Annotated in this window: 24 protein-coding genes; 8 read left to right on the top strand and 16 right to left on the bottom strand. The window is 47.8% G+C overall.

The genetic code is table 11. The features are described from left to right. The first annotated feature begins 2 nt into the window (after positions 1 to 2). Entirely contained in the window at positions 3 to 629 is a 627-nt protein-coding gene (locus P2W83_RS17590; RefSeq protein WP_276135085.1) for a hypothetical protein, read from the top strand. Here P2W83_RS17590 and P2W83_RS17585 read toward each other — a convergent pair whose 3' ends face one another. Beyond that, on the bottom strand, positions 630 to 1,280 hold the full coding sequence (locus P2W83_RS17585) for an EB domain-containing protein (RefSeq protein ID WP_276135084.1): 651 nt from the start codon (positions 1,278 to 1,280) through the stop codon (positions 630 to 632). A gap of 119 nt (positions 1,281 to 1,399) precedes the next feature. Between P2W83_RS17585 and P2W83_RS17580 the strand changes: the two genes are divergently transcribed. Next, positions 1,400 to 2,692 carry a DUF6600 domain-containing protein gene (locus P2W83_RS17580; protein ID WP_276135083.1) on the top strand — a complete coding sequence of 431 codons (1,293 nt, stop codon included), beginning with the start codon at positions 1,400 to 1,402 and terminating at the stop codon, positions 2,690 to 2,692. A 270-nt stretch (positions 2,693 to 2,962) separates the two neighbouring features. On the opposite strand, the gene P2W83_RS17575 is transcribed toward P2W83_RS17580, so the two are convergent. The 5 genes from P2W83_RS17575 to P2W83_RS17555 form a co-directional block, all read right to left on the bottom strand. Continuing rightward, the gene (locus P2W83_RS17575) at positions 2,963 to 3,721 is read right to left on the bottom strand and encodes a hypothetical protein (protein ID WP_276135082.1); all 759 of its coding nucleotides are present in this window, start codon (positions 3,719 to 3,721) and stop codon (positions 2,963 to 2,965) included. A gap of 582 nt (positions 3,722 to 4,303) precedes the next feature. Next, positions 4,304 to 4,543 carry a hypothetical protein gene (locus P2W83_RS17570; protein ID WP_276135081.1) on the bottom strand — a complete coding sequence of 80 codons (240 nt, stop codon included), beginning with the start codon at positions 4,541 to 4,543 and terminating at the stop codon, positions 4,304 to 4,306. 478 nt (positions 4,544 to 5,021) lie between these two features. Beyond that, a complete protein-coding gene (locus tag P2W83_RS17565) occupies positions 5,022 to 5,189 on the bottom strand; it encodes a FeoB-associated Cys-rich membrane protein (RefSeq protein WP_276135080.1) in 168 nt (55 codons plus the stop codon). A gap of 27 nt (positions 5,190 to 5,216) precedes the next feature. Then, complete coding sequence (locus tag P2W83_RS17560; RefSeq protein WP_276135079.1) at positions 5,217 to 5,417, bottom strand: hypothetical protein; 201 nt, start codon at positions 5,415 to 5,417, stop codon at positions 5,217 to 5,219. A gap of 23 nt (positions 5,418 to 5,440) precedes the next feature. Then, on the bottom strand, positions 5,441 to 5,719 hold the full coding sequence (locus P2W83_RS17555) for an RNA recognition motif domain-containing protein (protein WP_276135078.1): 279 nt from the start codon (positions 5,717 to 5,719) through the stop codon (positions 5,441 to 5,443). 385 nt (positions 5,720 to 6,104) lie between these two features. Between P2W83_RS17555 and P2W83_RS17550 the strand changes: the two genes are divergently transcribed. Further along, positions 6,105 to 6,848 carry a hypothetical protein gene (locus tag P2W83_RS17550; RefSeq protein WP_276135077.1) on the top strand — a complete coding sequence of 248 codons (744 nt, stop codon included), beginning with the start codon at positions 6,105 to 6,107 and terminating at the stop codon, positions 6,846 to 6,848. 77 nt (positions 6,849 to 6,925) lie between these two features. Here P2W83_RS17550 and P2W83_RS17545 read toward each other — a convergent pair whose 3' ends face one another. The 3 genes from P2W83_RS17545 to P2W83_RS17535 all read right to left on the bottom strand — a co-directional run bounded on the left by P2W83_RS17545 (position 6,926) and on the right by P2W83_RS17535 (position 9,082). Further along, entirely contained in the window at positions 6,926 to 7,126 is a 201-nt protein-coding gene (locus P2W83_RS17545; RefSeq protein WP_276135076.1) for a hypothetical protein, read from the bottom strand. Between the two features lie 98 nt (positions 7,127 to 7,224). Then, positions 7,225 to 8,184, bottom strand: a complete 960-nt coding sequence (locus P2W83_RS17540) for a T9SS type A sorting domain-containing protein (protein ID WP_276135075.1) — start codon at positions 8,182 to 8,184, stop codon at positions 7,225 to 7,227. 157 nt (positions 8,185 to 8,341) lie between these two features. Then, the gene (locus P2W83_RS17535) at positions 8,342 to 9,082 is read right to left on the bottom strand and encodes a hypothetical protein (RefSeq protein WP_276135074.1); all 741 of its coding nucleotides are present in this window, start codon (positions 9,080 to 9,082) and stop codon (positions 8,342 to 8,344) included. Positions 9,083 to 9,276: 194 nt separating this feature from the next. Here P2W83_RS17535 and P2W83_RS17530 point away from each other — a divergent pair, with 194 nt between their 5' ends. The 3 genes from P2W83_RS17530 (at position 9,277) to P2W83_RS17520 (ending at position 11,503) form a co-directional block, all read left to right on the top strand. Next, a complete protein-coding gene (locus tag P2W83_RS17530) occupies positions 9,277 to 9,786 on the top strand; it encodes a DUF7738 domain-containing protein (RefSeq protein WP_276135073.1) in 510 nt (169 codons plus the stop codon). A 117-nt stretch (positions 9,787 to 9,903) separates the two neighbouring features. Then, a complete protein-coding gene (locus P2W83_RS17525; RefSeq protein ID WP_276135072.1) occupies positions 9,904 to 10,182 on the top strand; it encodes a hypothetical protein in 279 nt (92 codons plus the stop codon). A 79-nt stretch (positions 10,183 to 10,261) separates the two neighbouring features. After that, complete coding sequence (locus tag P2W83_RS17520; protein ID WP_276135071.1) at positions 10,262 to 11,503, top strand: T9SS type A sorting domain-containing protein; 1,242 nt, start codon at positions 10,262 to 10,264, stop codon at positions 11,501 to 11,503. Between the two features lie 69 nt (positions 11,504 to 11,572). On the opposite strand, the gene P2W83_RS17515 is transcribed toward P2W83_RS17520, so the two are convergent. The 3 genes from P2W83_RS17515 to P2W83_RS17505 form a co-directional block, all read right to left on the bottom strand. Beyond that, entirely contained in the window at positions 11,573 to 13,480 is a 1,908-nt protein-coding gene (locus P2W83_RS17515; protein WP_276135070.1) for a T9SS type A sorting domain-containing protein, read from the bottom strand. An 897-nt stretch (positions 13,481 to 14,377) separates the two neighbouring features. Next, positions 14,378 to 14,887 carry a hypothetical protein gene (locus P2W83_RS17510; protein WP_276135069.1) on the bottom strand — a complete coding sequence of 170 codons (510 nt, stop codon included), beginning with the start codon at positions 14,885 to 14,887 and terminating at the stop codon, positions 14,378 to 14,380. Between the two features lie 71 nt (positions 14,888 to 14,958). Further along, positions 14,959 to 15,927, bottom strand: coding sequence for a type IX secretion system membrane protein PorP/SprF (locus tag P2W83_RS17505; protein WP_276135068.1), 969 nt, complete (start codon positions 15,925 to 15,927; stop codon positions 14,959 to 14,961). 288 nt (positions 15,928 to 16,215) lie between these two features. On the opposite strand from P2W83_RS17505, the gene P2W83_RS17500 reads away from it, so the two are divergent. Beyond that, positions 16,216 to 16,719 (top strand): hypothetical protein, encoded by a 504-nt coding sequence (locus P2W83_RS17500; RefSeq protein WP_276135067.1) that lies wholly within the window; start codon positions 16,216 to 16,218, stop codon positions 16,717 to 16,719. A gap of 262 nt (positions 16,720 to 16,981) precedes the next feature. Further along, positions 16,982 to 17,296 carry a hypothetical protein gene (locus P2W83_RS17495; RefSeq protein WP_276135066.1) on the top strand — a complete coding sequence of 105 codons (315 nt, stop codon included), beginning with the start codon at positions 16,982 to 16,984 and terminating at the stop codon, positions 17,294 to 17,296. A gap of 64 nt (positions 17,297 to 17,360) precedes the next feature. On the opposite strand, the gene P2W83_RS17490 is transcribed toward P2W83_RS17495, so the two are convergent. From P2W83_RS17490 to P2W83_RS17475, 4 genes are all read right to left on the bottom strand, one after another. Continuing rightward, positions 17,361 to 18,101 carry a hypothetical protein gene (locus tag P2W83_RS17490; RefSeq protein ID WP_276135065.1) on the bottom strand — a complete coding sequence of 247 codons (741 nt, stop codon included), beginning with the start codon at positions 18,099 to 18,101 and terminating at the stop codon, positions 17,361 to 17,363. An 8-nt stretch (positions 18,102 to 18,109) separates the two neighbouring features. Next, complete coding sequence (locus tag P2W83_RS17485) at positions 18,110 to 19,414, bottom strand: hypothetical protein (protein WP_276135064.1); 1,305 nt, start codon at positions 19,412 to 19,414, stop codon at positions 18,110 to 18,112. Beyond that, positions 19,411 to 20,460 carry a hypothetical protein gene (locus P2W83_RS17480; protein WP_276135063.1) on the bottom strand — a complete coding sequence of 350 codons (1,050 nt, stop codon included), beginning with the start codon at positions 20,458 to 20,460 and terminating at the stop codon, positions 19,411 to 19,413. Before P2W83_RS17480 ends, P2W83_RS17485 begins: the two co-directional genes overlap by 4 nt. 299 nt (positions 20,461 to 20,759) lie before the next feature. Further along, a complete protein-coding gene (locus tag P2W83_RS17475) occupies positions 20,760 to 22,106 on the bottom strand; it encodes a replicative DNA helicase (RefSeq protein ID WP_276135295.1) in 1,347 nt (448 codons plus the stop codon). Positions 22,107 to 22,421: the final 315 nt, after the last annotated feature.

The raw sequence follows: 22,421 nt of genomic DNA, 5'->3' as shown, positions 1-22,421 counted from the left end.
CTATGAAGAACTATATTATCGCAGCTGTTGCTGGCCTGGCATTGATGGCTGCAGCCTGTAAGAAAGAAGAGTTGGGCTACGATCAATATTATCGCGTGGAATACAGCAATAAAGGCTATTATTCTATTGCGACTATTAAGAGCGGTAATGAGTCAGTGAGGCATGGCGTGTCAATGAATGGCGTGAATGGAGTATGGGGCGGACCCGGATATGTCTGGCATGGCGATGGGCATCCGGATATGCAGTTTGCTGCGCCGCTACACGGCAAGACGTTAAATAACACCGTGTCCTACGCAGATGCCCCCCTGTTTGATGTGTACATCCCTGACACTTTCTCACGCGCGAAAGGTGCTTGGTTCCTGCTTGATCAGGCCAATAACCAGCCTGGCGAAAGCAAGCAGTTCTGGGAAGGCGGGCATGGCGTCAATAGTTTATATGCGTCGTACACTACCCCTAATGACACGGTTTGGGTACCGATAGCAGACAATGTTTATTTGAAGGACGAAGATTCGTCGTACTTCCAGTTCGGTGTATTTAAAGAAATGGAGCTTCAGCAATACGATGGCAACGGCAAGGGACACATAAGTCTTTCGAAAGTATACGGGAAGTGGGTGCGGCTGGTGCCATAGCTACTCACTCCGCGTTTGCAACGCACCGCTATTATAGTTCCCTGTTAGTGGCTTATACGTTCCCGTGCAGTATAGCTGGTAGGTGTTGGTGGACGATGTTACGGTCATGAAGTAATCTATCACCAGCTGATCGCCTTGTGGCATGTAGGTGAGGTTGGCGCTGTCGAGTGTCATGGTGTTGGTAAGTGCCGTGTTCGATAGTCTTGCCGTGGTAAATGATGTCAGGTTGCCGGTCATGGTTGCTTCTATACCCGGCAGGTGTGCCGTTATACTTGTTGGCGATGCACTTTCTATGCGTATATAGCTAACGTCGTACTGGTGCGGGGCACACTGGCCTGTTCCCACCCACTCGGCCGCAAACTTGCCCGATATACGCACCTGGCAGCTGTCGCCTTCGTAGCCGGGGGCGCACTGGCACTGGCCGCTTACGCACACACCATCGTTCAGGCAGTTCACCTTCGCACACAAGTCTTTCTCACAACGTGGGCCGGTATAGTTGGCTTTGCATTTACAGATGCCATCGCTGCAGGTGCCGCCGTTCAGGCAGGTCACGTCGCGGCAGGGGTCTTTCTTGCAGGCGGTGTAGCCAACAACCGTGAATGCTGTAAGCGTGATGAGCAGTGTGAGCAGCAGGGTTTGGGTGAGTTTCATGCTTTAGTATTGAGCCTAAGATACTGACGCGTAGCGGTATTTGCAATGTTGCCTTGTAGCAGCGCACCCGCCCATGGCACAGGTTTTATCCCTATTATCGCGATCTAAACAGCACAGTGATGAAGGCATTAGTGATGATGGTATTCAGCTTGGTGATGTTGCGCACATGCAACAGGCCCTCAATAAATTACGGCTCACCAACCCCTGTAAGTTTCCAGCAGTTTTACGATGAGTTATCGCCCTATGGCAACTGGGTAAATACGCCCAACTATGGTTATGCATGGGTGCCCGATGTGGATGATAATTTTCGCCCATATTATACCAATGGCAACTGGGTGCCCACTGATGTGGGTAACACCTGGGTGTCGGATTATCCGTGGGGATGGGCGCCGTTCCACTATGGCAACTGGGCCTATACCAATCCCTACGGCTGGACCTGGGTGCCGGGTTACGACTGGGCGCCTGCACAGGTGTCGTGGCGGCAGGGCAATGGCTTTTACGGCTGGGCGCCGCTGCTGCCGGGTCTTGGCATAAACACAGGCCTGAACAATTACAACCCGCCAAACGACTGGTGGGTGTTTGTGCCGCAAGGGCGCCTATACGATAAGCATGTGAACAAGTACTGGCGCGGTCCGGTGGTTGATGCAGGGTTACTTCCATATACCAATTTCGTTAAGAATGTGTACAGGGGTAAGTCGGGCAATATGTATATTTATGGTCCGCGGCCCCATGAGTGGGTAAAGGCCACCGGCAAGCGGCTGGATGTGCGTCATGTAGTAGATGTAGCGAAGGTGAAGGATATGGGACGTAAGCGCGATGGTTTGCATGTGTACCGCCCGGCAGTGAAGCAGGACAAAGGTGCGCGCCCATCGCCCGACAAGGTGATGCAGAGCTGGGGTGGTAAGAGTCATCGTGGTAATGCACCCGGCAACCAGAAGGCCAACGATCACGGTAATCGCCAGCAGTACAAAGCGCCGCCTGCAGCAAAGCAAAACGATCATGGTGGTGGGCAGCAGCACATGAATCCGGTGCGCAAACAATCATCGCCGGCAAAACAGACAAGGCACGCTGCACCTGCACGACAGCAACATAAAGTTTCTGCACCGCAGCGCAGTTCAAGACCCGCACACCAGAACGTAAGGCAATCGCGGCCGCCTGCACCCAAGCGGCAAGCACAGCCTGCCAAACAGCATATACAGCACTCACAGCCGCATCAGCAACGTGTGTCGCAACCCGGCGGTGGTGGACGTGGTGGGCACAGCGGCGGCGGTGGTCAGCCGCATCAGCAACGTATATCACAACCCGGCGGACAGCATGGTGGTGGTGGTGGACGTGGTGGCCACGGTGGTGGAGGCGGTCAACCGCCGAAGGGTGGCGGTGGCCACGGCGGTGGTGGTGGAAAGCATAAGTAGGGTTCATTTGTGTGATAGTTTGTATAACTATTGATACATTTTGCGACGATTTTGCACTAAAACCTATACAGGAATGGGTTTTGCAAGTGGTTGATAATCAGACGCTGTTTTTGGAAATGTTTAGTTTTGTATAGAAAAATCAAACTTTCGCGCGGGAAAAATTTTTGTTTTCTGGTAGGGCATTGGGCGTGGTTTTATTATAGCAAAAATACGAAAAATTATTGATTTTATCAAGTTTGTTAGTTTGGTGGTTGGGTGCAACAGTTGGTGCTAATCTTTTTGCAACTGGTAGCCCAGCGGGGCTGCACCAAAAAAAGCGCTATTGATGATATGAAGTGAACGATGGAAAAAATGTGCATGTGGAAGCGATACCTTGCTAAGATAGAACTGGCTATAGTTAATCCGACCAGTAAACGGCGGCGACAAGTATACATGCTCATTCGTATAGAGGCGCACACGCAGGCTTGTGCGGTAGCTCCCTGTGTAGCGTGGCATATAGAAGACGGCAAATTCCTGCGGTCTTATAAGTACGGCTCCTGCCCCCGTGCCACATAGCAGCATTTCCATTTTTGCATTGTACTCTATAGGTCTCCATATGCCTGAAGAATCCAGCGCTTCATGTATCGCATTAATGCCGCTGGCGATGTCGAGCATTTTCCGGCTACTGGTTTCATTAAAAACAAATACCGGGTAACAGGAGCGGTTCGAGTCGCCGGGTACTACGGCGTGATTGGCAACAGCCAGCTGCAGCCCATCGCTTGCTCTCTCGCTGTCAATACCATATTCCACAAAGTCACTATCGCTTAGATATCTGCGCTTGCCGGACAGCACGATGGTATCAGCAAAGCGAAACTTGCCCGAAAACATGCCTAGGTTGCGACTGCAACTATCGACCGGTTTTATATGAACCGCGTTGCTCGCATAAGCGGTTTTAATAAAAGGGATCCTGAAGGCAGGCTTGTTTTCGCAATCCCGGCGCGGTGAGCAGGCGGCACACAATATCAGCAGACATGCTATCCAGCTACGCATCAAAAAAACGATCTAAATTGATACTCAAGATAGTAACTGAACGTTAACTGGTGCAGATTTTCCGCCGGGCGACTATCCCTTACCGTCGTAGCCGTTCGTCAGTGTTTCTCTTCTCATCTCTTTCTTTTCTTTTGCTTGTCCAAAAGAAAAGAAACAAGAGAACTAGCGCAGCGACTCATGAATGCCTTTGAAAAGACAAACATGCAATGAATAAAAAGACACTTCCTGTCCAATCGCTCCGCAGGACAAGAAGATAGCCAGACGCTGTTTACGTAGGGGATTACTATGCGCCCCACTACAGGCGGGGCGCTAATGGGCTGAGGATGTCCGTGCACCATGTGTTTCACTGTTTGTGTTTTCAATCAGCGAAATCATTTTAATCAATGAAAAATCAGCGGTTCTGACAGTCAGCCTAATCAGTCAAATCAGTTTAATCTGAGTTCAGAAATCAGCGGTTCTGACAATTTCGTTGGTATCGTGTTAACCCCCTATCCCCCTAAAGGGGGAATATATAATCCAACGTTCCCCCTTTAGGGGGATAGGGGGTAATTCAGCAAAAATCAGTTAAAGCCGCAGTTCAAACTACTCCAGCTCGCACTCTTTTTTATAAGTAAAGTTGGTCTCGTTGATAGTCTGATCGCCCATGTTGCAGTCTTCTTCTGCGTCTTTCTTACGCAGCATGTTCAGTTCACTGGTATTGCTTTCTTTTACTACGGTACCGTTGGTGTTGGTCTCTTCGTTGCACACACAGTTGTAGGTTTTTACACAAGAAGTAGTGGTCAGTACCACGAAAGCCGCGATCATTGTAATTGTATAGCGCATGTAGGTCGTAAATATTAGAACGGCAAGATAGGAGATAGGCAGGGGAGTTGCAAGGCTGGAATGGTTGGTAGATTGGAGACTACTCGGAGCTTTTTGTTATTTTGGTAACCTATGGGTCAGTTTGTGCGAAGTCTGTCAATAACAAAGCTGGTGCTAACAATATTGCTGCTCGCGTATTTTTTGTATAAGTATTCATTGTTTGAAACCGTTTATCAAAGGCGTTTTGCGGCTTCTGCAGCTATTGAAATGACTGTGTTTTTTCTAACGGGCTTATTTGCGTTGAAGTATTGGCGGAATACGAAACGAATAGCTGCGGTGCTGTTTGTTGAGCTTGCTGTCTATTTGAGTTTTATGCTGGCTCCAGTTCGTGTTGGAATAAATTATCTCAGCATGTTTCTTGTTTTTTTGACCATGGTTATGCTGTTGGTTAGCAGGTTCGGAAAGCGTGCTTGAATTTCTGATGGCATGATAGTCGCAATCACACCTTATCTCCATCTTTTTCCTGGTCCATATGCAGGTTGTCTACGGCGTCTTGCGAGTCGGGGTTGAAGGCGCGCCTGTCTTTTTTGTTTTTCCAGACGAGGAAGATGATGAGTGCTGCAACTACAACACCAACTATTGCGAGGATAAGAATGTTTGGCTGCATAGAGTAAAGCTACGCCTAGCGCCTCAATTACCCGCCTATCTTTTTAAAGCCGCTCACAAATTGCCAGGCAACATATAGCAGTACAAAGCAAACTGCGAGCGATAGCAACCCGCGCCAGAAATGTTTGTTGCTGTTATGGCGAATGCCTTTAGTCATCTGTATAGCGCCGATAACGCCAGTTACCACCATCAATACAAACCACAGCACAAATACCAGTTCATAGTTCATACAGCAACTAAAGTAACCAATCCTTAGTAGCTCGTTATCAGTGTTTGCGTTGAGAAAGTGAACGGAGCTCTTATCTCGCTTACGGAAAGGCGCTGATCCATGTACTGCGTTTTGTTGAGCGTTGCCAGGGCTGCTTCGCCGCTGGTACGGTGTTCAAATTCTAATACGGCCAGTCCGCGCGACTCGTAAGAATCGTAGCCGCGGATGATCTTTACCGACTGCAGGCCGCCATAGACAGCAAACAGGATCTCGAGGTCTTGCTCGGTGGCGGATATATTCAGATTACTTACTAATACTTTCATGGTATGCTTGTTTGTACCGAGGGGCATGCACAGGCAATACCTAACGATGATGATTTGCTATTGCTAAAAGGGCGCGGGAGGAAGGAAATAATAGAACGCCTCACACAGGTCTTTTTCACTAATACTGCAAAGCTACAATAAAATGTTGAGAGTTTGAGGGGGAAATTCCTTTACTGGTATGGTTTTTCGGTTCTGGGGTGCTGTCTACTACCCAGAACTGGGTAATTTTTGAATTGTGTACATCTACGCTTGCGGTTTGGTTGGCGGCGCAGTACTTTTATTGTCAGTAACTAATCCATTATTCTGAAATTCATATACAGCGCTTGTCGTTTGTTTATAACGCCGTTTATTCATTATCCATTATAAAAAAAACAAAACGACCAAGATGAAGAAACTACTTCTATTCATTGCCGCATTGCCCATTATTTTCGCTGCCAGCTGTAGCAAAGACGAAACAACCAGTAACACAGCAAAAGTCAGACTGTGGCAGGAGGAAGAGAACGAGCCCGAGCACTTTGGCGTGTCAGTTACAGATTTTACCATTGCCGGTACAAAAGTCAATGTAGATCTGATGACCAACAAAGAAATTACTCTGACTGACAACGTTCCATTTACCTTTAATATCAAGAAGGCGTCGATATTTATTGGTGAATACCCCGATGAGATCTATTCATATTCAGGTACTGTAGACCGTGCGATCTTCACTGCTACCAAAAATAATTCTAACGACATCCAGGTAGATATTGACAATGTTACTCCTACTATGACCATAAACCGGAAACCTGTTGCTGTAACACTAACCGGCAGCACCGGTGGCGGCAGCCCGTACACGGGTATCTGGGTAAGAGAGCTGGGCGCATCGGGCGATGAGACCGACCTGGCCATAGGCAACATACCGGGCGAAGCTGCCAACCGCGTATGGATGTGCGAATACAAAGGCCAGGTTGGCCTGTACAAAGGCACTATCAGCGGTAGCACCATCACCTTCGATGCTCAGTATGGCCTGCCTACTTATACCGTAAGTAAGGATGGCGATAAGCTGATGCTGCAAGGCAATATCACTGGTTCACTGGCTACGCCGTATAGTAAAGGCAGCTGGACTGCGCACTGTGGTACACTGGGTAACTAACCCACTACATTATTAAATATGAAACCCCGGAGCAGCATCCTGTTCCGGGGTTTTTCTTTTTGTTGTTGCGTGTAGTGTTATCCACCTATCTTGCCTATGTGCGATACGACATACACTGCAAACCACACCAGCGTGAAAGTGATGATGAGTGAAAACAGCCCGAGCCAAAAGTGTTTATTGCTGTTATGCCGCAGCCCCTTCACCAGCCACACAATACCGCTCACACCTGTTGCCAGCACAAACACGATCCATAGCACAAATACCAGTTCGAAGTTCATTGACCTACTAAGATATTATTTAGTCCGCACTTTGGTTAAAGGTAAAACAGGTCGCCATTCTGGCGACCTGCTTTTTTCTATTATCTGTTAGGTGGTTATTACCGCTGCAGCGTAAGTGGTATCGTCTTCGCGCCTGCTTCGGTGTTGATATGCACCAGGTAGGTGCCGTTGTTTATGGTGGAGGGTAATTGTACCGAACTGCTTTGTGGTGTGATCGTTGTTTCAAACAATTTTTGTCCCACCATGCTGTAAACAGCCAGTTGCGCTTCTCCCCTCATCGCCTTCGGTAGTGTTATGTTCAGCAGCCCGGTGCTGGGGTTGGGGTATAGTTTAACTCCATCCATCAGCATGTCAGCGTCTGCAATGCCGGCGGGTATCAGCTTCAGTTCTACATCGTCTATGAAATAATAAGCCAGATCGTCAGAGCCCGGAGTGATGACCACCTTATTCAGCAATGTGTCGTTTTTAAAGCAGCCTATCACAACGTGTGTGTAAGCAGAGTCGGCGATAAACGTCTTGGTGAGTTTGGTCCATCCCGTGTGATTGGTAATGACCCCGTAACTGTCGTACGAGACTTTGGGGGTGTAGATGGGATTCGAATTATTGCGGAAGCTATCGCCAGCGACAAAAAAGTGAACACCAAAGCCATCGGTAGCAACCCTGCTATCATCGGCCAGCGACACGTTTATAGACATTTCATACAGCTGCCCCACCTGCAGCGCCGGTATGCGGGCATGGATGTACTCTTTATAATTTGGGTTTTGCCCGGGGAACTGCGTAAACACACCGATGTATGCCTCTTCGGGTGCAGAGGTTTGCTGCGATTGCACTCCCCATATGTTGGTGGGAACGCCAAAACCCATTGGGGTAGCATCGCAGCTGTTATAGAAGTCGGGACTGGCGAGTGTGTAACTATTCCAGTTGACGACTTTGGACATCTGGCCTGTGCCGGTGGGGCAGGCCGTCTTTTGATCGAATCCCGGATTAGGTAAAAGATTTTGCGCAGTAGCGGCGACTGCGTATACGCCAAGGGCAAAAAGGAGTAACAGTTTTTTCATAGAGCGATATTAATGGTGAGTTAATATCAGATAAGACAAAAGGATAATTTGAAATGGTTGGGTTGGCTTAGTAAATACAGGCAATGGAGGATGGCCTGGTAAAAAAAAGCGCGAGTGCCCAATGGAACACTCGCGCCGTTAAACTTTCTTATAAGAGTTACTTCTTCACCATATTAAGTGTATAGCTCTCTGCTTGTGTTGAGCCATTCCACAAAGCGAAGTCGACAGTGAGTGTATTGTCTGTAAATTTACCAGAGCCTCTTACTGTGTAGCCGGTAAGTCCGTCTATAGCTTTTTCAACCACGGTAAGTGTATAGTTGCTGCAATTCACGATCACTTGTATGTCTATTGGCCCGGCTAGGCTGGTCTGCACCTGCTGTATGGTTATCTGGTTGGTACCAGGTCCGGCAACCACGGTATTGTCTGTGTAGAAATAGGGCATGTTGTTCCTGTACATTTGGTCGGTATACTCGCCGGGGCGCTCGCCATAGCAGGCTTCCAGGCCTTTCGAGGTCAGCACAAGGGCAAAGGTCTTAACGCTGTCTTTGTCAGTGGTGGCTTTTATTTTGATGGTGTGCTTGCCGGCAGTCAGGTTAGTGCTGCGTAGCGTAAGCAGGGTAGAGAAGGTAGGAATGCCAGATGCAGGCTCGAATTTGGCCGTTATGTTTGCTGGAAGTTCGATAGCCGAAAGTGTTAGTCTTTCCTGGTTGCCGCTGCCGTAAACTACCGAGAGTGGCATGACAATGCTGTCCGTCCACCTGATGGTTTTATCACTGATACCGTTGATGGCGTATTGCATCGGGTTTGGATCGACCGGAACAACGGTGGCCGTGTTTTCGCGTTTGCACGAAAAGAGCAGCGTAGCGCAGCTTGCTAGAATGAGGGCTTGGAGCTTCATAATGTTTGATAGTTTGCCGGTAAAGATAATATAAAGCCCTGATGGTTTTACAGGTATGTCTTGACCTAGCCGGTGCCTGGCATCGTCTCTGGCTGCGCCCGGCGTCATTTTTTATTGGAACACTAAGGCCAGCGGCTGCGCTGGCATATGTTTATTATATAGAAGGTAGCAGGCTGATTTTTAAAACACTATTTATGAAAAGACTGTTAATCGCTCTTGCTTTCCTCTGGTCGATGCCGGCTTTCTCCCAGGAGATCGTAATAGCCAAAGAGAGTCTGACGATCAATGGCTCAAAAGTTACCAGCGCGTCTACATACGCCAACCTGGTAAAGTTGCTGGGAAAGCCCGAGAGAGAAGACAGAACTGAAGAGGGAAATAGTCGTTTGAGCTACGGTTCAGGAAGACTACAGGTATATTTTTCTTCAACTGCTTCCCCAACACTCAAGACGATAATCATGAAACCTGAGCCCGACTCAACAGGCGAGACGGTCTTTGCCGGCACGCTGTTCATAAACGAGGTGAGCATAACGGCTAATACAGACAGGAATATGATCGCGAGTATACCCGGGGTGCAGATAACAGAGCAGGGAGACACTGGTATTGATGCCAATGTCGAAGTCTACAATGTTTCTTTCTATTATGGCGAGAGTGCTACCTCATTAAAGCGGGTTGAAATTCATGTAGATAATGAGGAGGAAGATTAATTAATGCTTGTTGAGCCCAGGTACTACGATGTCCGGGGATGGGATAAGGATATTTTTAAAGAGCAGTAGCCTCGTTCGGCGTTTAGCCAAGGATAGGAAAACGTATCTTCGGTTTCTATGAAACACCTGTGGATATTTGCGTTGCTGGCTATCGCCGCTACCGGCTGCCAGAAGAAATATTGCTGGACGTGCAATGTCGACACGAAAGACAGCCTATCGGGGAGCGGTGGTGTAGTGCTTGTCCAAACCATAAACTACGACACGCTTGTGTGCGACATGACCGAATCTGCTATCCACGAGTTTGAGAAAGACATGACCTCGAACTTCTCCAGAACAATTGAAGACAGTTTCGTTTCATACACCGACCGCAGGATGGTTTGTAATAAGGCAGACTGATCGTGTGCTGGGTAGTCCAATGGCAGGATCCTTCATGTTTGGCACAGCATTTGCCTTGTTCTGTATCTATACCAAACCTATGAGATCCTTTATACTCTTTGGCTTATTGTTATTGTCGGCCAGTGGCCTGCGGGCGCAGTCGGTGCCGCTGATGCGCTACCAGGTATCAGGGTCTGAACAGGCAAATGCTGGCAGGGACTCTGCAGTGCTCGGTTTTGCAGCTGGCAAAAATGCGGTAGCGCTGCCGCTGCAATCTACCGGCTACCCTTACAACGGTGTGTACAACGATGACACCACCACTGTGTACAAGATATCTCCTACCGGGATGGTGACCGCTTACTACGGTTATAAGTGCTACTACAACGGTGACGGTTTGCTGCAGAAGCGTGTAAGGACGACCGTCCCGATAGCTATCAGATCTATTACTAGCACCTACTACGATTATAATTCGGCAATGCAGCCCACCTTTATGGCCGAGGTAACTACCGATACGATGAAGAAGTCGGTGTACACCTACCAGGGCGGCAAACTGGAATCGCAGACCGACTATTGGAAACCTGCTGCGGGCATGGCGTGGAAGCCACCAACAGTTGCCGGGTTTGTATACGGCCCCGGCAACGACAGTACCTGGATATATAAACCCTGGAACGGTAGCGCCAACGTGGAGGCCTACCGCAAGAGGGTGGTGCGCGATGTAAATAACAGGATCCTCTCAGACTCGCTTATCAATAACGGTAAAGTCACGTACATAACGCGCTACCTGTACAACGCAAAGGGACAGTTGTACCTTGACAGCGCCCTGACATGGGATGCCACGCTGAACAAATATTATCTCAGCTCGTGGCACAACTACAGCTACAATGCAGCTGGCGCCGTAACCAGCATAACGGTGTCTTACAAAGATGTAAGCGGCAACCTTGGTATTGTGCGCACCGATTCGCTGACGTATAACAGCTACAGCCAGTGCACCAGCAGGCAGCGCTTCCAGGCTGGTGTGCTCGATACCACCTCCATCACGCAGCGCTTTTACTACGATCTCTTTCCTGTAGGTATAAACGAGGTAAAGCAGGTTGCTGGAATTGAATTGTACCCAGTGCCGGCCGGTGACTATATAAATCTCCAGGCCAGCTTTACGGCAGCACAACCATTTACTGTAGCCGTGTACGATATGTCGGGCCGGCAGCTACTGCAATGGCAGGAAGAGGGACAGGTGCGGTATAACAAGCAACTCTCGCTGGCCAATATACCTGCAGGCATATACACACTGCACCTGTATACCGGCAGAGAAACTTATAGCAGGCAGTTTAGTGTGGTGAAGTAAGACCCGCGCCAGTGTTGGCAAAAAAAATCCGGGCACCTACGAGTGCCCGGACGAATAATATAAACACGACTACTTCAACTTCACCACACGCTCTCTCGCTACAATAGTACCATCAGCCACCACGCTTATGAAATAAACACCGTCGGCAGCGGCGAGGTCAGCACTTACTGCTTGCGTGTTTTGGAATGCGGTCTTCGATACCACCATACCCATAGCTGAGGTGATCACCACTTCCACATTGCTGTATTGTTTATTCAGCTCTATAGAAACTGCGCCGCTTGTAGGGTTAGGATAAATAGTTGCCGCTGCGAGTTGCACTCCTGCAATGCCGGAGCCATATACAGAACTGCACGCGGAAGTATCGCCACAGCCACCTTGCATCACCACTACCGCATAGCTGCCTGTTACTGCGGGAGTAAATGTTTTAGCCGTAGCACCGGCAATGGCTGCCTTCGTGCTGCAATTGATCCATTGATAGCTGGCGCCTGTAGCGTTGGCCATAAGTGTAAAACCATTCGACAATACACTCTTATCCACCGCAGGGCAGCCTGCTACTTTATATATAAAGCCATCGCTTGCACCTGCCGACGCCAGGTTGAATGCCGTTGCACCACCCACATTAAAGTTGGCCGTACTCACGAACCTTCCTGCTGCGTACACTGCACCCATGCCGGTAACAGTTATCGCATTGCCTATAGCAGTGTCGCCAAGGCCGCCGCCCATATGCTGCGCCCATTCAAAGTTTCCGCTGTTGTTAAACTTCGTAACATAGGCTTCGTATTTAGTGTTGATGTCTGTTTTAAAACTGACTGCATTAGGTGCCGAGCCAAACGTGCAGCTGTCTCTGAAATAGCCTGTAGCATAAACTGCTCCGGCAGCATCTGTGGCTATACCAAACGCATTGTTGATGGCCACCGTCTCGCCCCAGTGACGAACCCAGCTAAAGTTGCCGGCATTTGTAAGCTTCAGAATGTAGCATTTGCTAATAGAGTTTGAGTTCTCGAGGTGCACACCGAGGCCCGGATCGAAATCGATCTCATCGAGAAACCTGCCTGCTACCAGGATATCGCCCGCAGCATCAGTAGTTATATCATACGCCCTGGAAATGCCGGCAGTGGGTGACCCGAACAGTTGTACCCACTTAAAACCACCCCCGTTATCCAGCTTCATAACATAGGCCGTGCCAAATTGTCCTTGTAAATAGGTGGAGCCGCCCTGGTCGAATTTTGCTTGCCCGCTAAACTCGCCGGCTACAAATATGTTGCCGCCGGTATCCACCGCCAGGTTTGCGTTCATCATCGCATCGCCACTCGAACTGCCTGCGTTTATCATAGTGCTCCACGATGTAAAGCCGGTGTTGCCCGGTGCTTTTTCTATAATGACCCGGTCGGTTGCAGTAGCATCGCCCCAGGAGTGACACGCGTATATGTCGCCGGCTGCATCCAGCTTCAGGTCGGCGTCGTGCACCTGGCTTCCACTATTGGTCACCTGCCTGATCCCGTGCCAGATGGTATTGCCAGCTGCATCTAATTTAAGTACAAACACGTCTTCGATAGTACCACTCAAGCCCGATATGTATATACTTGAACCCGGACCTGGATCCAGATCGACCGAACCAATGAATGAACCGATCACGACTACATTGCCGGCTGTGTCGGTTTTTACTTTGAGCGCACGGTCGCGGCCGGTGCTGCCGAGTTGCCTTGCCCACAGCAGGTTACCATTCGCATCCAGTTTTATAATAAACGCATCACGGTCTCCGGCCGACACCAGGTTGGTCACGCCGGGGCCGGGATCCATATCTGCCGTGCCCTGGAAGTTGCCCACGGCCAGTATGTTGCCCTTTGCATCGGTAGTGATAGCAGCTACCTCGCCGGCGCCTGTACCGCCAATTTGTTTTGCCCAGTCGAATGCCTGTGCATTGCAAAGGCCTGCCTGCAGCACTATAGGGATCAATAGTTGTAATGCTCTTTTCATGAAAGGTGTTGTAAAGATGAACCCTAAAGATAAGGCAGCAGTTGTGCAGTTTTGGTGAAATTGTGTGACAGGGTGATACATTTCTCGGCTATTTTATGCTACAACCTATACCAAAACGCGTTTTGCAATCGGTTGATAATCAATGGTGGTCTTTGGGGAATGTTTAGTTTTGTATATAAAAATCAAACTTTCGGAAGGAAAAATTTTTGTTTTGGTGGGCGATAGGGTGAGCATTTTTTTAGGGTCTTTTTATTATAGCAAAAATACGAAAAATTATTGTTTTGTGCAAATTATGTTTTGTGCTTACTATCGCTCTTCATCCTTACTTTCTTTTGTCTTGAAACAAAAGAAAGTAACAAAGAAAAATTCAAGGCTTAGCGACTCAAGCTAAAAAAATGTCTACACTTCGCTGCATTGAAATAGCTTACTATCGCCTGTTGCGGTAAGTGCCAGGCAATGTTGATCTCTTCGTTTGTTCACTACTGCACCTTTCAATGCGGCCGCTCCGTTCCACCATTTTTCTTAACGCTTTCGTCGCTCATGCCAGTCCTAAAACAGCTTAATCAGTTAATCTCGATTAATCTGAGGTTCAGATACTCAGCCATCATCGAAATCATTTTAATCATTCAAACGGCGCAGCCCTCATGAGCTCCTTTTTTAAATCAAACTTGCCGCGAATAATCAGCGGTTCAGACTTCTTCGCTCAACAAAGGCGCCATCATGGGCCGAGCTAAGGTTCGTTGATGTGCTGGTACGCTGGCGCAGGTCTCCCGCCCAAACAAGGCTGTCATTCTGAGCATTGCGAAGAATCTGCCGGGAGTTTAGCACAATGTTGGTGCGAGATTGCTTCGTCGTGCCTCCTCGCAATGGCGTTTAGTGGTAGGGGCGTTTATGAACTTACGATAGTCGCCCTGTGGCGCGCCATTCGGCGTAAATGGCACCCAATAGTTCGTCTACCTTTCCTTCCTCATCGGCACAGGTCCAAAAGACAGTGCTGAGCGCGTAGTGCAGTTTATAGGGACTTACAAGCTTCATCCTTCTCATAGTTTCTTCGTCGGAGAAGTCTTTTTCGCGGTATTGGTTGTTGCCTGTATCAATGATGAGTGCTAGCAATGGATGGCTGAAATAGCGTGGCATGTTATTAAGATATTTCCATGCATAGCGCTTGATGGGCTTGCGGCTTTGATAAGAACCGGGAAGGCGGCAAAGTTCGTCGGTTACTGCAAAGGAAACATTGGGTGAAAAGGAGAGGCCTTCTCTTATGGTCCGCCTTGCCCACTGCGAATTACGGTAGGGAAAATTGCAGCGTATACGGTCAAGGAATGTTTCTTCCTTGTTGGCAGCTTTTATATATGGCTGTAGCTTGATGCGGGATTTTCGGATTGATAGGTGCTTTTTTGTGCCCATGACGGTGTAAAGATAGGATAGAAAAGCCGGTGCAACACTTGCGCGAGTGTCACGCGTCGAAGTCAGAGACCTCACTGAGCTGTGGTCGCCTCTGCCGGTTTTTTTTGCCTGGGCATGATATACCTTGCTACGAGCTGAAACCCGCCACTGCCCTCGGGATGATGGGCTGAAAGGTAGTGATCAACCCCGGCGCTTATCCTGTAGTATTTGAACTCATAACCCGCGTTGGCCGAAATGATATGGGTGGAACGATACCAGAAGGTCGCAAATACGGTTTTAAGGGCATCGGCTTTGCTTGTGTTGTACCTGAACTCATTGCCCACCACGTAAAAGCTGGTGCCGATCAGGTGCAAAGCGGCGGGGCGTATGGCAAACCTGTTGGTGAGTTTCCAGTTGGCGGCCAGCAGGCCCGTATAGCTGGGTGTGATCTTCAGCAACGGGTGTTGCACATTCACGGTGCCATCGTCAAACAGGTTCAGGTTGTTTCCCGAAAGGCCTATGGTGTAGGCAAAATTCTTTGCGGGCAAATGTGAGAATGACAAACCAACATTCAGCACCAGGTACTGTGCACCTGCACCTATCTGATGGACATTCGGCAGAAAGCTTTCGCGGAATTGGGGGATGGTGATATTGCGCTGAATGTACCCCAGCTGTACACCGGCGGCAAGGTCACTTCTTCCGACACCGGCTTTTGCAGCCGTGCTTCCCATCAGTTTGTGGTAGGCCACCGATGCGAAGCCTGAAGAATTTCTAAAGCTGTTGTCAGCAGCCCGGCCGTCGAGGGCCGCAAGGCCGAGCGCAAAATAGCCGCTTTTTTTCGGGTCAATTCTCCCGTCGGCAGATGCGCCATATGCCATGAACGATGGCCTTGCTGCCGACCATTGCCGTTTGAGCAGCGCTGTTGCGCGAACTCTGCCGTCGAACAAGCCGGTAAAGGCCGGGTTGATGGCTGTCGGCAAGATGTTGAAACTAAACTCCTGCGAAAAAGCCACCCTGGCAGAAAGCACTGCAAGCAGAAAAAGCACTGCCGGTTTTTTCATCGTAGCGGTTTGGAATACTAACATAATTCCCGCGCCAGCTTCGTAGTGGGAGGGGCGGCAGAGGCTGTTAAGCGGGAGCTGATGCCGGAGAGATATGTAGCTGGCGCAAGCATGCAGATTAGGTTAGTGGGCGGCGTGCTTGTGACTGTAGCGTAGGCTAGTGTAATAACACAGGCACAAGCGTGCTGTTGCTCATGGCTGCGCTACACGCTTGCGCCAGCGGGGGAACAAGTGAGTTTGTTTTTTTGTTATAGATACCTTTAGTATTTTGTTGGAAATAAGCACACTATGAGATTACTACTTCTAATTGCTTTTGTATTTATTTCGGGAAGTGTTGCTGGCCAAGAAATAGCTCGTAACGAAACTGACAAATATCTAAAAGTAAAAGTCAAGGAAACTACTTGGGAAGCTTTGGCGATGCCTTTCAAAAATGCGTTAAGGTTTCGATGTAAGATGTTAGACGATAGGCTGTATGTCGAGTTTCGTGTGACATTGCATCAGGCGTTTAGAGTAGATGAAGGAGATGAGGTGTATTTGCTTCTTGATAATGATGAATCAGTACCTGTGATTTGTGTCCGCGGAGGAGTAGCAAACTACGATTATGCTCCATCTGCTTCATTTTGGTATGGAGATTATTTGTATAAAATAACCGACGAGCAAAAGCAAAAATTCCTGGAGCACAAGGTGGTGGGTGCTCGTGTTGATGTGGGAGGTGAATACGTTACCTTCGATAAGGTAAAGGAAAAGAACGCTATCAAGTTTCAAAAAGCACTGACATTGGTTACGCAGTAACACCATGCTGGCGCAGGTCTTCCGCAGGGCGACCTGTGTCTATTTAATCTGCCGGTCTGTGACCGGAATTTGAAATGCTGGTGTTGAATTGCTTTGAGCTGCCTGATAGACGGTTAAAGCCTGGTAGCGCTGAATGCCGGTCTGAGACCGGGTGATTTGGGAAGGCACGAGTGATCCGGTGGAACACTCGCGCCAGCTAGGGCCAGTGAGAGAACACTGCGGCCAGCTGGTTGTATTTTGTTTTTTTGTTTACATTAGGGGTATGAGTAATGAATTTATCACCATTGCACGCGATACAAAATCTAAACAGGCGATAAGGAATGAGAAAGGACAGTGGTTGATGTCTCCTTCAAACACCTATCGACATAAGCGCTTGGAGTTGGATTGGAATGAAGTTAAAAATGTATTCCGAATTGTATGGAGAGAATACAGTAAAGGTTCGAATTATGAAGAAATGGCTACTACGTTCAAGCCTGCACATTTCAAAGGATTGCTAAGCCATGCTAAAGAGAATGCTCTCAAAATGCAAGATCCAGCTATTCGCACGAAGTTAATGAAAGCGCTGAAGGAATTTTGATATTTGGTGAGTATTCCGACAGTGCACGAGTGATCCGGTGGAACACTCGCGCCAGTCGGGGTATCTACAAAGCATCGTTTACTTTGTTCAGTAGTCCATTAAAGTCGTCAACTATTTGGCCAGTTAAAATGCGTTTATAAACAGTCTTTTTTGCTTCGTCGAAAAATTCCCTTAGCATTTTGACGCCCTGTTTTTGCAGCATAGCTATTATTTTTGAAAATTGCTTACGTACCTCTTTTTTGGGGAGTCGGGTCTGATTTTCCCTAAGTGCTATTATTTCCTTTTGAATTTCTAAAACATCTTCAGTTTTTTCTGACTCCGGTAGCATCTCGAGCTTCGAATGAAAGTGATCAAGAATATAATCTAGCCGATACTGAGTTTGATAATCAAATGCTGACGACTCGTCTTCGTCGTTTATAAATTCGAAGTCGTTATAGATATTTTCTTGATATTGCTTAAGCAAAGGGTCATCCTCTCGATGTGGATTTCGATATTGACTATATGGTGCAAGAAAACTTACCCAAGCCCCCAATATACCCTCAGCATTTTTGTGGCTCACCCATGTCTGGGCAATTCCAGTATCTAATTTTGAGCTAGGTGAATGTGTTATAAAAAAATGGACATCACCATTAGTAATTCGAAAGTTCTTAAGTGTAAAAAAGAACGGCGAATTTTCTTTACTATGTACAAATCTTACGAGGTGATCTTCAGAAGCTTTATCTCTTTTGAATAGATCGCCTTTTTTGTTTTGCCAAGAATCGAGTACCGTAAGAACCTCTCCGGGAAAGTCATAAATCTCTTTCATGTTCAGTCTCAGTTTCTAGCTCGCTTTATGTTGTCAAAAAGTTCCATTCCTAGTTGTGTAGCTCTCCGATAATTGTTCGCTTTTATAGCGTCATACAATTGTTGATTTTTTCGAGGTAATTCTTCAAAATCAGTAAGATTATTTGTATTCAGAAGTTCGGCAAATCTTGCCACCTGATTCATTCCCAACTTCAAAAGAACGACGTCATCGTTATGAATGACTTTTTCGAAATAATAGTACCATCTTTCCCTGGTGATTTTTGACAGCTCAGTTCTTGCTATTGGAGCTGCGTCCCTAGAGACACCATAAGAATTTCCAAGATAGACGGCTAAATATGCTTGTATTGTATCAATCAACGCGGGCGCGGGTATGGAACTTCCAAGGCTGGCAAGTCTTCTGACAACTGGCGGCTCGTTATAGAAGTTGTTAAATGCGAAGTGTGTATCGAGCACTTGCTTGGCGGTTTTGATAAATGTAACAGATCTGAGATTTTCAGGAACATAGTCGAATCCACTGACTTTTAATAGAGCCGCCTTTAAACCAGAAGCTGCAATTGTATTGCCTGCGGCTGTTACATCTCGATAGGCAGTGCCTATGTTCCACTTGTCCGTTTCTCCAATCTTGTTCCAAATGTGTGAGATGACTAAATTTAAGTTGCCAAGAGCATGTTCAAGTTTTGCGCCAATGTCATTTCTTATGGAAGCGAGTAAGATAGTTATTGCGGTTCTGAGGTAAAATAGTGGAGCACTTATGATTTGTTCAACTTGAGGATCGTCAATTTTTAATGTTTCGTTCAGCAGGCGTTGCCTGAACTGAGAAAATTCTAAAGCAATTGAAATATCCTGCTCTCCTAAAATGTATTGAACACTTGACTTTACGATTGAAAAGGCGGTTGCATAATCGAGTGTTTCCTCTGCATTTTTTGAAAAATAGTGAGTGATTAGTTCGTTCGCATGTCTCAATCTTAACGCCGCTGTGTTCCCTATGACACCGAGTTGCTCTGCTAAAACAATAGCACTATAGTCAGTAATTGCAAAGTCAATTGGCGTTGTTTCATCTATGTCAGTTCTGTTTAGCATTTCACCGACAAATTGCATCCCTAAAGTTCCAATGGTTTCTTTCAGCTTAACCATTGCCTTCTTCCAGGCATATTCAGCCGCCATATCATATGCCTCTATTTGAAATGCGGATATTATTTGTGCCTTTTGCCTTTCGTTTAGATAATTCGCAAATGGTACTACGTCTTTTGCTTCTTTAGCAGAAGCAGGTAGTGTTATTCCGTTTGGTCCTTGCCATATCTGAATGTCACTCATGGTTTTTTCCAAATTTTGATATTGCCATCTTGGGATTTATAAAAACAGAATTTGAAATGGCCACAATTCTGCATTGATACAAAGGCCTTTGATCGCGCACCACCCACCAGTACGTCGCCTTTATTAACGTAGCTATCGATCAAAATGTGATAGCCTATAAGGCGAGCTTTTGTGCTTATTATGGTTATCCCATCATGGTTTAACATCGACTTTATTACCGAAGCAAATGCCTTTAAATTGATAGACGACTCACTATTTTTGTTGATCTCCGAATCCTCTATAAGCGACTGGAAGTCTATGGGCTTTGCCAAATAGATTCCACCATTGCCTTTTATTTCTGCCTTAAGGTTGTCTATTTTTTTGTCATCGTCTTCAACAATACCTATAAGATTCCCGTGACCAATTTTTAGGGTTTCATCGATTAATTTTTCGAAAAAAGTTTTAACATTTACCCGAAGTTTCTGTTCGCAACCAGCAGCGATACTCTGACATAATTCCGATATTTCGTTCATAGTCAAAGGCTTTGGTTCGTCCAATGTCAACGAAACGACAAGCCTGTTTTTTAGCCCTGCCAATTCGACTGTCTTCTGTCCAATATTTCGGATATACGCTATTGTGGTGTCTTTGTATTCGACTCTTAATTCACCTACTGTCTGATGATATATGGAGGGACTTGTTTCTGTCATTTCGGCGCTGGTGATGCCATATTTTATCCTGTTGCCCTTTACTTCTATAAATATAATCCAACTGTTTATTGCTAACGGCGCACATAGTTTGACAGCACTTCGAAACTCCTCGATTGTTAGGGCACCCTCTTGGATGACAACATCCTTGTTCGGAATAGTTTCGAAAAAGTCCAAATTGTTTGTCACCAGCACTTCTGGATACAAAGCTGTTCCTTCTTCGTGATAATCTGAAATGAGGTTAATTACTTCTAGAATCCCACGTTTCGTTATGTCGTCTTTTTTGAAGCCTTCCTCCCACAGAAAGTCGCCTATGGACGCAAGTAATGCGTCCCTAAGAGACGATTGTTTGATTTCTTGCATGTGCTGATAACTGGTTTAGGTAATTAGTTCGTACTGGTAAATAACTAATAATCAAAATGGATGGTAAAAATAATAAATGTACGAAACTAAGGATAAGAATATAGTTCAAAAATTGGAAAAATGTTGAGGACATGAATGCTTCAATAGCCATCCTCCCTTTCAACGGTGCCAACGCCACTGTGGCTTTATAGGCATCCGGCCGCCTGGTACATAAGGCTGCTATTCTTTCTTCAACACTCCCGCGTGCTTCAGCAACCACCCCTCGGCCCCTCCTCAAAGAGAGGAGGGGGACTTGTTATTTACGTCCTCTCTTCAAACCGCATGGTGTGGGGGTGGAAGTGGAGTTTGAGGTCGAGGGGGGTGCCATTGCGCCATTTGGGGATGAGGAGGTCGGCCTGGTGCTCGGTGCTGTGGCCGTGGGCGTCGGTGGTGATGCCGCAGCGCCAGTCGCGGTGGAGGAGCATGATGATGTCGGCGTCTTGCTCTATGGCGCCCGATTCGCGGAGGTCGGCCATCGATGGGCGTTTGTGGGCGCGGGCTTCGCTTTCGCGGTTCAGCTGGCTGAGGGCAATGACGGGTATGCCGAGGTTCATGGCCAGCATTTTTAGTCCGCGGGAGATGGCGGAGATGTTTTGCTCGCGGTTGCGGGTGGCTGTGGTGGTGGTTTCTTCTATGAGCTGCAGGTAGTCGATAATGAGGAGGCCGAGGCCGTGGCGGCGTTTTAGTTTTTCGGCTTTGGCGCGTATGTCGTGTATGTTTACCTGGGCGGTGTCGGAGAACCAGAGGGGCAGTCCGGCGGGGCGGGTGATGGATTGGTAGATGTATGTTCGTTGATCGTCTTCAGTGATGCGGTTGCGGTCGATATCGGTGAAGGGTATGTGTGTGTCGGCGCTCACCATGCGGCCAAAGAGGTCGGCGGCGGGCATCTCGAGCGAGATGACTCCTGTTGGTGTGCCGTGCATGGCGGCTTGTGTGGCTATGGCGCCCATGAGTGCGCTTTTGCCTACTGATGGGCGCGCGCCTATCACCACGAGCTGCCCGGGGCGGAAGCCTCCGTTTATCTTGTCTATGCTGTGGAATGTGGTGGATACTCCTATGCGGTCTTTGTTTTGGGCATCGTCCATGTGTTTGGTGAGGGCGAGGGCTGCGGCGGAGGCATCGAGCCAGTCGTCGGTAGCGCGTATGTCGAGGGCTTGTTTTATTTGCTGTTGTATGTGTTCGGCATGGGTGATGACATCATCTCCGGAGAAGCGGGTGGAGGTGAGGCTGATCATCATGCGTCTTGCTGCAAGTTCTCTTAACATGAGGCACCAGTGCTGGAGGTGGGCTGAGTTGACGATGTCCTTCGTTAGTGATGTGAGATAGTATGCGGTGGGGTAGCCGCGTATTTCTGTTATGTTGTTGTCGTAGAGTTCTCTGCTGAGTGTTAGCAGATCGACGGGTGCGCCTTTCTCCCAGAGGGTGTTCATGGCTGCGTAGACTTGTGCGTTGGCTTGCGTGTAGAAGCATTCCTGCGTGAGGAGTGTGTAGATGGTTCCGAAGGATTGGGGTTCTATGAGGCATACTCCTAACACTGCGCTTTCGAGGGGTTCGTCGTAGTCGAGGTGTTGCCTATAACCCCCTCCGCCCCCTAAAGGGGGGACCATGTCAGTGTTTAGTGGGATTGTTCTGGCTGTTTGCATGGTGTTGGGCTTTTTGTTCTGTTTTCGTCTTCATCGCTTTAGTCATCCCTTCTTCTTTTGTCTTGAAACAAAAGAAGAAGCAAGAAAAATTCAAGGCTTAGCGAAACCGGCTAAAAATTCATTTCGCTCCGTTGCAGTGAAATAGCTTACTATGTTGCAGTCGATTTCTATTTGACAATGTTGAAATCAGCTTCCTGTTGTCTGCGAGACTTTTCACTGCGGCCACTGCGCTCAATGAATTTTCTTAACGCCTAATTCGCTCATGCCGGTTTTTTTCAC

The organism is Polluticoccus soli, assembly GCF_029269745.1.
Taxonomy (GTDB): Bacteria; Bacteroidota; Bacteroidia; order Chitinophagales; family Chitinophagaceae; genus Polluticoccus; species Polluticoccus soli.
Note: the sequence above shows the minus strand (reverse complement) of the source record. Positions and strands in the feature narration are given on the sequence as shown.

Bases quoted from the DNA above. Each gene is read 5' to 3' on its own strand.
- P2W83_RS17515 (WP_276135070.1), bottom strand. From the start codon at position 13,480: ATGAAAAGAGCATTACAACTATTGATCCCTATAGTGCTGCAGGCAGGC.
- P2W83_RS17550 (WP_276135077.1), top strand. From the start codon at position 6,105: ATGAAGAAACTACTTCTATTCATTGCCGCATTGCCCATTATTTTCGCT.
- P2W83_RS17540 (WP_276135075.1), bottom strand. From the start codon at position 8,184: ATGAAAAAACTGTTACTCCTTTTTGCCCTTGGCGTATACGCAGTCGCC.
- P2W83_RS17490 (WP_276135065.1), bottom strand. From the start codon at position 18,101: ATGAAAGAGATTTATGACTTTCCCGGAGAGGTTCTTACGGTACTCGAT.
- P2W83_RS17525 (WP_276135072.1), top strand. From the start codon at position 9,904: ATGAAACACCTGTGGATATTTGCGTTGCTGGCTATCGCCGCTACCGGC.
- P2W83_RS17500 (WP_276135067.1), top strand. From the start codon at position 16,216: ATGAGATTACTACTTCTAATTGCTTTTGTATTTATTTCGGGAAGTGTT.
- P2W83_RS17555 (WP_276135078.1), bottom strand. From the start codon at position 5,719: ATGAAAGTATTAGTAAGTAATCTGAATATATCCGCCACCGAGCAAGAC.
- P2W83_RS17570 (WP_276135081.1), bottom strand. From the start codon at position 4,543: ATGCGCTATACAATTACAATGATCGCGGCTTTCGTGGTACTGACCACT.
- P2W83_RS17565 (WP_276135080.1), bottom strand. From the start codon at position 5,189: ATGCAGCCAAACATTCTTATCCTCGCAATAGTTGGTGTTGTAGTTGCA.
- P2W83_RS17530 (WP_276135073.1), top strand. From the start codon at position 9,277: ATGAAAAGACTGTTAATCGCTCTTGCTTTCCTCTGGTCGATGCCGGCT.
- P2W83_RS17475 (WP_276135295.1), bottom strand. From the start codon at position 22,106: ATGGTCCCCCCTTTAGGGGGCGGAGGGGGTTATAGGCAACACCTCGAC.
- P2W83_RS17535 (WP_276135074.1), bottom strand. From the start codon at position 9,082: ATGAAGCTCCAAGCCCTCATTCTAGCAAGCTGCGCTACGCTGCTCTTT.
- P2W83_RS17510 (WP_276135069.1), bottom strand. From the start codon at position 14,887: ATGGGCACAAAAAAGCACCTATCAATCCGAAAATCCCGCATCAAGCTA.
- P2W83_RS17505 (WP_276135068.1), bottom strand. From the start codon at position 15,927: ATGAAAAAACCGGCAGTGCTTTTTCTGCTTGCAGTGCTTTCTGCCAGG.
- P2W83_RS17575 (WP_276135082.1), bottom strand. From the start codon at position 3,721: ATGCGTAGCTGGATAGCATGTCTGCTGATATTGTGTGCCGCCTGCTCA.
- P2W83_RS17485 (WP_276135064.1), bottom strand. From the start codon at position 19,414: ATGAGTGACATTCAGATATGGCAAGGACCAAACGGAATAACACTACCT.
- P2W83_RS17585 (WP_276135084.1), bottom strand. From the start codon at position 1,280: ATGAAACTCACCCAAACCCTGCTGCTCACACTGCTCATCACGCTTACA.
- P2W83_RS17580 (WP_276135083.1), top strand. From the start codon at position 1,400: ATGAAGGCATTAGTGATGATGGTATTCAGCTTGGTGATGTTGCGCACA.
- P2W83_RS17545 (WP_276135076.1), bottom strand. From the start codon at position 7,126: ATGAACTTCGAACTGGTATTTGTGCTATGGATCGTGTTTGTGCTGGCA.
- P2W83_RS17520 (WP_276135071.1), top strand. From the start codon at position 10,262: ATGAGATCCTTTATACTCTTTGGCTTATTGTTATTGTCGGCCAGTGGC.
- P2W83_RS17495 (WP_276135066.1), top strand. From the start codon at position 16,982: ATGAGTAATGAATTTATCACCATTGCACGCGATACAAAATCTAAACAG.
- P2W83_RS17480 (WP_276135063.1), bottom strand. From the start codon at position 20,460: ATGCAAGAAATCAAACAATCGTCTCTTAGGGACGCATTACTTGCGTCC.
- P2W83_RS17590 (WP_276135085.1), top strand. From the start codon at position 3: ATGAAGAACTATATTATCGCAGCTGTTGCTGGCCTGGCATTGATGGCT.
- P2W83_RS17560 (WP_276135079.1), bottom strand. From the start codon at position 5,417: ATGAACTATGAACTGGTATTTGTGCTGTGGTTTGTATTGATGGTGGTA.